1 protein-coding gene is annotated in these 508 nt (G+C 36.2%); it reads left to right on the forward strand.

Translation table 11 applies throughout. The annotated features are described in order from the left end of the window. Nucleotides 1–324: BMC domain-containing protein (locus ACJDU8_RS25655; protein ID WP_406795020.1), on the forward strand; the 324-nt coding region annotated here is incomplete at its 5' end. Between the last annotated feature and the right edge of the window lie 184 nt (nt 325–508).

Genomic DNA, 508 nt, shown 5'->3' on the forward strand with positions numbered 1-508 from the left:
AATGTACACGAACAAGTAATTCCTGCAATAAATGAAGCAACAGGTGTTTCACAATTAAAAGATTTAGGAGTTATGGAGTTCTTCAGCATAGCAACAGGTATAGTTGCAGCAGATGCAGCAGCTAAAGCAGCAGATGTACAGCTGATAGAAGTTAGAATGGGAGTTGGCGTAGGTGGAAAATCTTTCGTAACTCTTACAGGAGATGTAAGTGCAGTTAAGAATGCAGTAGAAGCTGGAGTTAATGTTTCACTTGAAAGCGGAATGTTAGTAAACAGCGAAGTTATATCCGGTCCAAGCAAAGGTTTATTACAATATTTATTGTAATATTAAGATTTGTTAAGAATGCACCTTCTTATGCAGACATGCTTTGAAGGGAAGTATATAATTAATTAATAGTAAAAGTAATATAAATATTACGACATTTCAGGGGGAAGAGAGGTGTAATGATGGATTTACTAAAAAAGATTAAGGATGCAGGTATTATAGGAGCTGGAGGAGCAGGATTCCC

Source organism: Candidatus Clostridium eludens (genome assembly GCF_045310515.1).
Classification (GTDB): domain Bacteria; phylum Bacillota; class Clostridia; order Clostridiales; family Clostridiaceae; genus Clostridium_B; species Clostridium_B eludens.